Source organism: Roseibium sp. (genome assembly GCF_025698965.1).
Classification (GTDB): domain Bacteria; phylum Pseudomonadota; class Alphaproteobacteria; order Rhizobiales; family Stappiaceae; genus Roseibium.
Genome location: NZ_JAILWL010000312.1, coordinates 1 through 7,865, shown reverse-complemented (window position 1 = coordinate 7,865; position 7,865 = coordinate 1). Strand labels below are relative to the sequence as shown.

Sequence of the window (7,865 nt, the reverse complement as noted above, 5' to 3'; positions counted from 1 at the left end):
CCAAGTCTGACCGCTCCGCTGAATCGAGACGCGATTCTGACCGGCAAGATTCACTTTTCCTCTCTCAATCTGGAAAAACCCCACGTTAGAATCGAGCTGAAGGGCGGGCCGGCAAAGGTTCCGGAAATCGGACCGCTTATGGAGACAATCGATCGCGTGAGTGATGTCGTCGACGATCAGTTTGCTCGCAGGGGGCTGCGATTCGTAAAAATCCGGGATGGGTCGCTTGATATTGCGGGCGCTTTTCCGCGGCGATTTGAGGGAATAGATACAGATATCTTCAGGAGCAAGAACCGGATTGTCAGAGCCTATGCGAGGGTAACCGGAAATGTTTCGACCTGGCGTCTCGAACTGGCCAGGAGCGCTCCGGAGGGGGCGGACCGGAAGAATATCGGGCTGGTGGTCAACGGGATCACCCTGGCTGAGTTGTTGGGACCAAATGCGGTCAACAAGCAGGGCAAGGGTCTGGGATTGCCAGCGTCGGCAAAAATAGAAGGTAACCTGGACGGCGAAGGAAAATTCATTTCGGCCAATGCAGTGGCCCGCATGAGGAACGGCTGGTTTCAGCTTGGCAGAACTCTCGTCGCCTTCGACGATGCTGCCCTGTCTCTTCTTTTCAAGGACGGGCAGGATGCCATCGAGATAACCACATCCCACATCATTCAGGGCAATTCGCGGATCTTTTTCACCGGTTCGCTTGAGCCAGGCGAAAACGGGTCTCCTGACTGGAATATCCGGCTCGACACCAAGTTCCCGCAATTTGGTTCTGCCGATATTCAAGAGCCGGCCCAGGTATTGGATGGGGTTCAGGTTCGTGCGCGCTTTAATCCAGAAGAGCGGCTGCTGTCGGTCGACAGGTTCACCGCGCGCTCCGGCAAAGCGGTGGTGCATGGTGTTGCGACGCTACAGCTCACTCCGGAAGGTCCATATCTTGCGTTGGCGGCAAACGGCGAAAAGATTCCCGTTGCTGTCGCAAAGCAACTTTGGCCGATCACATTGGTGCCACCTGCACGACGGTGGGTAATCGACAATATAAAAAGCGGTCTGATAGAAGAGGTTGCTTATACCGGAGCCGTCCGACCTCCCGCCTTCGATCATCGCGATCCTGACGCAGGTTGGTCAGGAGACGATATGCGCCTGGACATGACCTTCTCGCAAGGCGCAGTGACACCTGTAGGTGATGTGCCGGAAATTCACGGTATCAACGGGTCACTGACGATCAAAGACGAGAAGCTGATCGTTGCTGCTGCTGATGGTCTCGCGACGGCATCGAATGGTGGTGAAATTCAATTGCCTGACGGGTCCTTCGAAATTCACAATCTGCCTCTTCGTGATGGCAAAATTGCAGAAGTTACGGCGCATCTTGAGGGTGAAACCGCGGATTTAGGTGCAATGGTGAACAGCGCGCCATTCAGTGTCCTTGACCGTGCCAATCTCAAGAATGATGGCGTGTCGGGTTCCGGCAGCCTCGACATTGCAGCAACGTTCCCTCTTGGCAAGAAAATAGACGTCACCGAACTGGACTGGCGTGCAACCGGCCAGATGGAGGATTTCTCCGACAAACATCCGATCATGGGGCACACCATTGCAAAGGCCGACATTTCATTGGATGCAAATCGGAGACAGGTCGCAATTACGGGTAAGGGCATCCTTGACGGCCTGCAGGCAGACATCGACCTGGTGGTGCCGCTTGGCGGATCTGACATTCAGGCGAAACAGGATGTGGTGGTATCGTTGAATGCCAGGCAGCTGAAACAGAAGGGTGTGGATTTGACAGCATTTCTCGATGGAGAAATGACTGTAAGTGTAGCGGCAGTCAGCGAAGGACAGGAATTTTCGATCGATCTGAGGCAGACTGAAGTCAGGCTGGAGGCGCTTGGCTGGCAGAAGGCGAAGGGCGTTCCTGCCAAGGCGACGTTCAAACTTGTAGAAAAAGAAGATGAGCGCCGAATAGAAGGGTTCAATCTTGTTACTGAAGGCGCTGACGTAGCCGGTTCGATGAAGCTTAGTCCTGCCGGGGAGCTTGTCAGCGCATCATTCGACACTTTCCAGCTCAGGCCGGAAGACGATGTCGAGGTGGATATTCAGCGGGCTCGCGACGGTCGCTATGATATCATTTTCTCTGGCTCTTCATTCGACGGTCGCGGTCTGATCCGCAGCGTTAGCAGCCCTGGAGGGAGCAAGGGCGAAGGCGACTTTTCGGAAGGAGCCCGAATTGCTGCCACGATTGACAGTGTTATCGGCTTCAACCAACGGACACTCAGACAGTTCTCCGGCAAGATCGAAACCGGGGCAAGAGGTCTGGTTTCCGCCGATCTTCGCGGTCTCATCGACGGGCGTTCGGATTTTGAATTCAAAGTGTTGCCACAGGACAAGAGCCAGGTAGCCAGCGGCAGCTTTGCTGACACTGGCGCAACGCTACAGTTTGTCGATCTTTATGAACGTATGCGCGGCGGAACCGGCACCTTGAATGTTGCCATGGCGGACGAAGACAGTTGGGTTGGCGAGTTCAAGGTGCGGTCCCTCCAGATCACGGAAGACCCGGCGATCAAGAGCATCCGTGAACGCAACCGGGACAACCTTGATCCGGACAGGCCGATTTTACCTGCGGGCCGGGTCGACGGGTCTGCGAGCTTCGACACGCTCGACATCAATTTCACACGCGAAGGCGACAGCCTGACCATCAGCCGTGGAGCCCTTCAGGGAAATGCTCTCGGAGGGACGGTGAGTGGAACTGTGGATCTGGCCCAGCAAACGCTGAACCTCACCGGCACATTCGTGCCGATTTACGCACTCAACAATTTCTTTGCAAAAATTCCGATCTTAGGATTTGCCTTGGGTGGCAGCTCCGGAGAAGGGCTGATCGGTGTCACCTACAGACTGTCCGGATCGGTTTCCGATCCCGTTCTGACCGTCAATCCGATATCTGCAATTGCACCCGGCATCTTCCGCAAGATGTTCGAATTTCAGGCCAACTGACAAAAAAAACCGGGCAGAGCCCGGCTTTTCAGGAAACATCAATCAAATAAATCAGACTGGCTTCAGCAGTACATGTTTTTTCTTGCCAAGCGAGAGCTTGATGATGCCGTCATTGGTGACGTCGGCGAGAGACAGTTGACGCTTGTCGTTCTGTTCGCCTTTGTCGTTGATCTTGACGGCGCCGCCCTTGATGTTGCGGCGAACATCTCCGTTCGAGCCGCAAAGACCTGCTGTCACAAAAGCAGACAGCACACCCAGACCGGCTTCAAGATCGGCTCTGGCGACTTCGACTGTTGGCAGACCTTCTGCTGACTGGCCTTCCTCAAAGGCCTTACGCGCGGTTTCGGCGGCAGCTTCTGCGTTTTCCCGGCCGTGGATCAGCGCTGTGGCCTCGGTTGCAAGGATTTTCTTCGCGTCGTTGACCTCCGAGCCCTGGAGCGCGGCAAGTCTTGCGATTTCGTCCATCGGCAGCACTGTGAAAAGTTTCAGGAACCTTTCGACATCCGCATCTTCGGTGTTGCGCCAGTATTGCCAGTAATCATAGGCGGAGAGTTGCTCTTCGTTCAACCAGACAGCGCCAGCCGCGGTCTTTCCCATCTTTGCGCCGGAGGCGGTGGTCAGAAGCGGCGACGTCAGTGCAAAGGCTTCGGTTTCTCCGAGGCGGCGAACCAGATCGGTGCCGGACAGGATGTTGCCCCATTGGTCGGAGCCACCCATTTGCAGGCGGCAACCGGTGCGCCGGTAGAGCTCAAGGTAATCATAGCCCTGTAACAGCATGTAGTTGAATTCGAGGAAGGAAAGGTGCTGTTCGCGTTCGAGACGCAGTCTTACCGAATCTCTCTGGATCATCTGGTTGACGGAGAAGTGGCGTCCTATGTCGCGCAGGAAATCAACGTAGTTGAGCTTCAGCAGCCAATCGGCGTTGTCCAGCATGATTGCATCGTTGGGGCCTTCTCCGAAAGTGAGCAGCTTCTCAAAAACCTTTCTGATGCCGGCTTTGTTTTCCTCAATCACTTCTTCGGTGAGTATCTTTCGGCTTTCATCCTTGCCGGACGGATCGCCAACGCGTGTCGTGCCGCCACCCATCAGGGCAATCGGGCGGTGACCGGTTTTCTGAAACCAGTGCAGCATCATGATGGGCACGAGGGACCCGGCATGAAGGCTGGGTGCCGTGCAGTCAAAGCCGATATAGGCAGTCACGGTTTCCTTGGCGCACAGTTCGTCGAGACCCTTCGGGTCGGAAATCTGATGAATGAAACCACGTTCTGAGAGAACGTTAAGGAAGTCCGATTTGAACTCGCTCATGCCTGCCTGTCCGTCCGTAATGTTATTCCTGCCGATCGGCATATCTTTGGACGTGCTCTAACGCGTGCAGGTCGTGTTGTAAATTGCACGCACAAGGAATTCAGCCCGAAATCTGTAAGGATGGCCGATGTAAATAGCTGTCCGGATGGCGCTGGAGAGATGAGTTTCAGTTTGTGAGACCAAAACGAATTGGCACAAACATGTCCGTCACCAGTCCGGCGAGAACCAGGATGCCAAAGGATGCGGCAATGAGTGCGACCTGAGTTGTGAGTGGCAATGTTGCCATCTGCATTTTCCCGTGTCCGGAATGTCCACCTTTGGACCCATGGCCATGCATGTGAGTGGACATTCCCTCCATCATGCCTTCCGGCGAGCGATGGCCGAGGGCAGGGGTGTCCTTTCCAGGCAGTGTCATGCATCCGTGTTTCAGGTGCGAAGCCACAAGCCAGTAGTTGACGGGAAAGGCAGTGATCAGGCCAGCGATTGAAGCAATGCTCATCCGGAACCAGAACTCGGCTGACACGGGGTCGGTGGAACCGGGCCACAGACTGCCCAGTACGATCATGGTTGGTAACATTCCGGCCATGACGCAATTCATGGAAACGGTCTCTGCAAAAAACGTTTTTCGCACGGCCGTCCAATAATTGCCGTCGAACATTCCGCGCATCATCAGAGCTTGAAATATGAAGAGGCCGCAGACAAATCCGGCAAGATACTCAAAGATGCTGTCCCAACCATTGCTGAGACCGAGCAACGGGACAATTGCTGCAGCGATCACGATGCCGGTTGCGTCTCCCGCAAGGCAGTGCATTTCGCTGTTTGTCGCCTGTTTCCAGGTTTTGTTGGTGAATTCGTCGTGCCCACCCGGAAATGGCCTGCGGCAGGTCAGCAGATAAAGAAAACACCCGATAGGCCCCGTGTAGGCGACCACCAGGACCCATGCGAGTTTTTGAACCCAGCTCGTAACACCGTTAAAGATGGAGTCCCAGATGACGAAGGCCAGGCTGGCGGCGGTCAGAACGAACCAGACAGTCATTGCACCTTGCAGCATCCGGAACACCTCTTGTTGGAAACGATTTAAATTTCAACTTGATTTGAGGCCCGGGATTTGAGGCACACTGAATACCGAAACGTATCAATTTGCAGTTGGTCCCGTACCGCGCACTTTCAGGCACAGATACTTCAATTCACCCTGTTCCCAGGCAATACGCATGTCTTCTGAAAGTGTGCGCGGAACAGCTTCATCCAGTGCTGCCTGACACTCGGCCTCGTTTGTGAACGTACCCTGATCGCTAACCGCCCAGGCATTCGGGCCACTCAGCATCTGGATCGAAATCGCCATTATCACCCACATCAGCAGCTTCCATTCGAAATGTGATCTACGCAACATTATTGCAGATTCGGAAGGATAATCACCTGAAAGTAACCAGGCGTGACAGCAGTCACAGCGATGGAGCATGTCAGGGCGTATGGTTCTTTCATCGGCGAAGGATACGCCGCAATTGAACAGTTGAGAGGATCTGACATGCTTCGTAAGTTTGCTATCGCAGCCGTCACTGTTGCTACCGTGGCAACCGCTGCCGTCACCGTTATGCCATCTGCCGCTGAAGCCAAAAACCGAAATCGGGCAGGGGCAGTTGCCGCCGGTGCCATTATCGGTTTGGCCGCTGGCGCGATCATCGCTTCCCAGGCTCAGCCGCGTTATTACGCACCGGTGCGCTGCTACAACAAACCGATCCAGCGTTGGGATCCTTATTACCGTCAGTATGTTGTGGTCGGATACAGGCAAGTTTGCCATTAAGGCAGATCAACATCGGTAAATGCGAATGGCCTCCTCCGGGAGGCTTTTTCGTTTGTGGAGCTGGATATTTTCACTATCAATGCCGGACCACAAATTCCAACCGCCGGTGTTTCATGTCGTCAGCGAAAAAATCTCCCGCCCGTTTGCTTGGTCTTGTTTGCGGATCGATGCAGCCGGGACCAACCTGCCAGATTACTGATGTTGCCGGGGTGACAGTCGGCCATTTCACCATGAAGGAAGGCGACCACCGGACCGGGTTTACGGCGATCCTTCCGCATCAAGGTAACCTCTTTCGCGAGAAACTTGCCGCCGCTGTTGAGGTGATCAACGGTTTTGGCAAAAGCGCCGGCCTCGTCCAGGTGGAGGAACTCGGCACGCTTGAAACCCCCGTCTTGTTGACCAACACATTCAGTGTTGGAACCGGCGTGAATGCCTTGGTCAAAAAAGCGATCGCTGAAAACTCTGAAATCGGCCGGTCGACTGGAACCGTCAATTCATTGGTTTTGGAATGCAATGACGGATACTTGAGCGACATTCAGGCGATGGCTCTAAGCGAGGCCGATGCCGTTTCTGCAATTGAAAGCGCAGCGGCAGACTTCGAACAGGGTAGCGTCGGTGCCGGCACCGGAATGAGTGCCTTTGGCTTCAAGGGCGGGATCGGATCTGCTTCGCGTGTCTTTGATCTCGACGGCAAAACCTACACGCTTGGCACGCTGGTTCTGTCCAATTTCGGCAAGCCCGGCGACCTGGTTCTTCCGGATGGCCGCATGCCGCAGCCCAAGGACGTCAAGCAGGCGGAAGAACGCGGCTCCGTCATTATCGTCTTGGCGACCGATGCACCGTTGGAAAGCCGCCAGCTGAAGAGAATTGCCAAACGTGCAGGTGCGGGTCTTGCAAGACTGGGCGCATATTACGGCAATGGCAGTGGAGACATCGCGCTGGCCTTTTCAACCGCGCAGAAGATCAATCACTTCGAGGGGCGGGATATTATCGCTCGCGATATTCTTCATGAGGATAGGATCGACACCTTGTTCAAAGCTGCAGCGGAAGCCACGCAAGAGGCTGTTTTGAATTCAATGATCGCATCACCGGCTATGCGCGGGAGAGGGCGGAACAAACGGCCGTCCCTGGCAGATTGGTTCGCAGTCGACGATTGAGAAGTGGGAACTGGTACCGAGATTGGTCTGGAGCCGAGATCTTTGTGGATTGAGTTAAACCGGTTTCGTGTTCTCTTGAATTGAATAACGACATTGAGTTCGTTTGGATCCTTCGCGGAATGTGCAAAACTAATCAGATTGGTTTTTGTGCAAACGGAAGTGGAGCCATGTCGAGCACAAAACTGTTTCATAAAGGGCATCTGGTAATTGACGAAAATTCTGATTTTCGCGGCACGGTCAATGGCAATTTGACGGTATCTTCGGGTGTAAATGCGCGCATCTATGGAATCGTCAATGGGGACCTGATTGCTGAAGAAAACTCGTTGGTTACGCTCTATGGCATCTTGAACGGAAATATCGTCGATTGCGGAGCGTCGATAACTGTTCATGGTCTGGTCAACAGACCCAGGCGCAAGTCGGCAATCTAGGATTTGTAACAAACAGATCGCCAATGACGTGGATTCAGCTTTCAATCGAAGGTGATACTTGAGTTTTGAGAACTGTACCGCGTTGTTCATGCCAACAAAAAACCCCGGCGTTTGCCGGGGTTTTCCATTTCCGTCGGAGGAAATCTCTTAAACGGAGTAGTACATGTCGAATTCGACCGGGTGCGGGGTCATTTC

7 protein-coding genes are annotated in these 7,865 nt (G+C 54.2%); 4 read left to right on the top strand and 3 right to left on the bottom strand.

Features of this window, described 5'->3' with window-relative positions; translation table 11 throughout:
• On the top strand, nucleotides 1–2,979 hold a 2,979-nt coding region (locus K5905_RS21955), incomplete at its 5' end, for an AsmA-like C-terminal domain-containing protein (protein WP_297587768.1).
• Nucleotides 2,980–3,030: 51 nt separating this feature from the next.
• Here K5905_RS21955 and tyrS read toward each other — a convergent pair.
• The 3 genes from tyrS to K5905_RS21940 all read right to left on the bottom strand — a co-directional run bounded on the left by tyrS (nucleotide 3,031) and on the right by K5905_RS21940 (nucleotide 5,674).
• Nucleotides 3,031–4,284: a tyrosine--tRNA ligase gene (tyrS, locus tag K5905_RS21950; RefSeq protein WP_297587766.1), complete on the bottom strand. Its 1,254-nt coding sequence runs from the start codon at nucleotides 4,282–4,284 to the stop codon at nucleotides 3,031–3,033.
• Between the two features lie 166 nt (nucleotides 4,285–4,450).
• Nucleotides 4,451–5,335: a DUF4396 domain-containing protein gene (locus tag K5905_RS21945; protein WP_297587763.1), complete on the bottom strand. Its 885-nt coding sequence runs from the start codon at nucleotides 5,333–5,335 to the stop codon at nucleotides 4,451–4,453.
• An 84-nt stretch (nucleotides 5,336–5,419) separates the two neighbouring features.
• Entirely contained in the window at nucleotides 5,420–5,674 is a 255-nt protein-coding gene (locus K5905_RS21940; protein ID WP_297587760.1) for a hypothetical protein, read from the bottom strand.
• 135 nt (nucleotides 5,675–5,809) lie between these two features.
• Here K5905_RS21940 and K5905_RS21935 point away from each other — a divergent pair, with 135 nt between their 5' ends.
• The 3 genes from K5905_RS21935 to K5905_RS21925 all read left to right on the top strand — a co-directional run bounded on the left by K5905_RS21935 (nucleotide 5,810) and on the right by K5905_RS21925 (nucleotide 7,670).
• Nucleotides 5,810–6,085, top strand: a complete 276-nt coding sequence (locus tag K5905_RS21935) for a tyrosyl-tRNA synthetase (RefSeq protein ID WP_297587758.1) — start codon at nucleotides 5,810–5,812, stop codon at nucleotides 6,083–6,085.
• Between the two features lie 113 nt (nucleotides 6,086–6,198).
• Nucleotides 6,199–7,242 carry a P1 family peptidase gene (locus K5905_RS21930; RefSeq protein WP_297587755.1) on the top strand — a complete coding sequence of 348 codons (1,044 nt, stop codon included), beginning with the start codon at nucleotides 6,199–6,201 and terminating at the stop codon, nucleotides 7,240–7,242.
• Between the two features lie 167 nt (nucleotides 7,243–7,409).
• Complete coding sequence (locus tag K5905_RS21925) at nucleotides 7,410–7,670, top strand: hypothetical protein (RefSeq protein ID WP_297587753.1); 261 nt, start codon at nucleotides 7,410–7,412, stop codon at nucleotides 7,668–7,670.
• The last annotated feature ends 195 nt before the right edge of the window (nucleotides 7,671–7,865 follow it).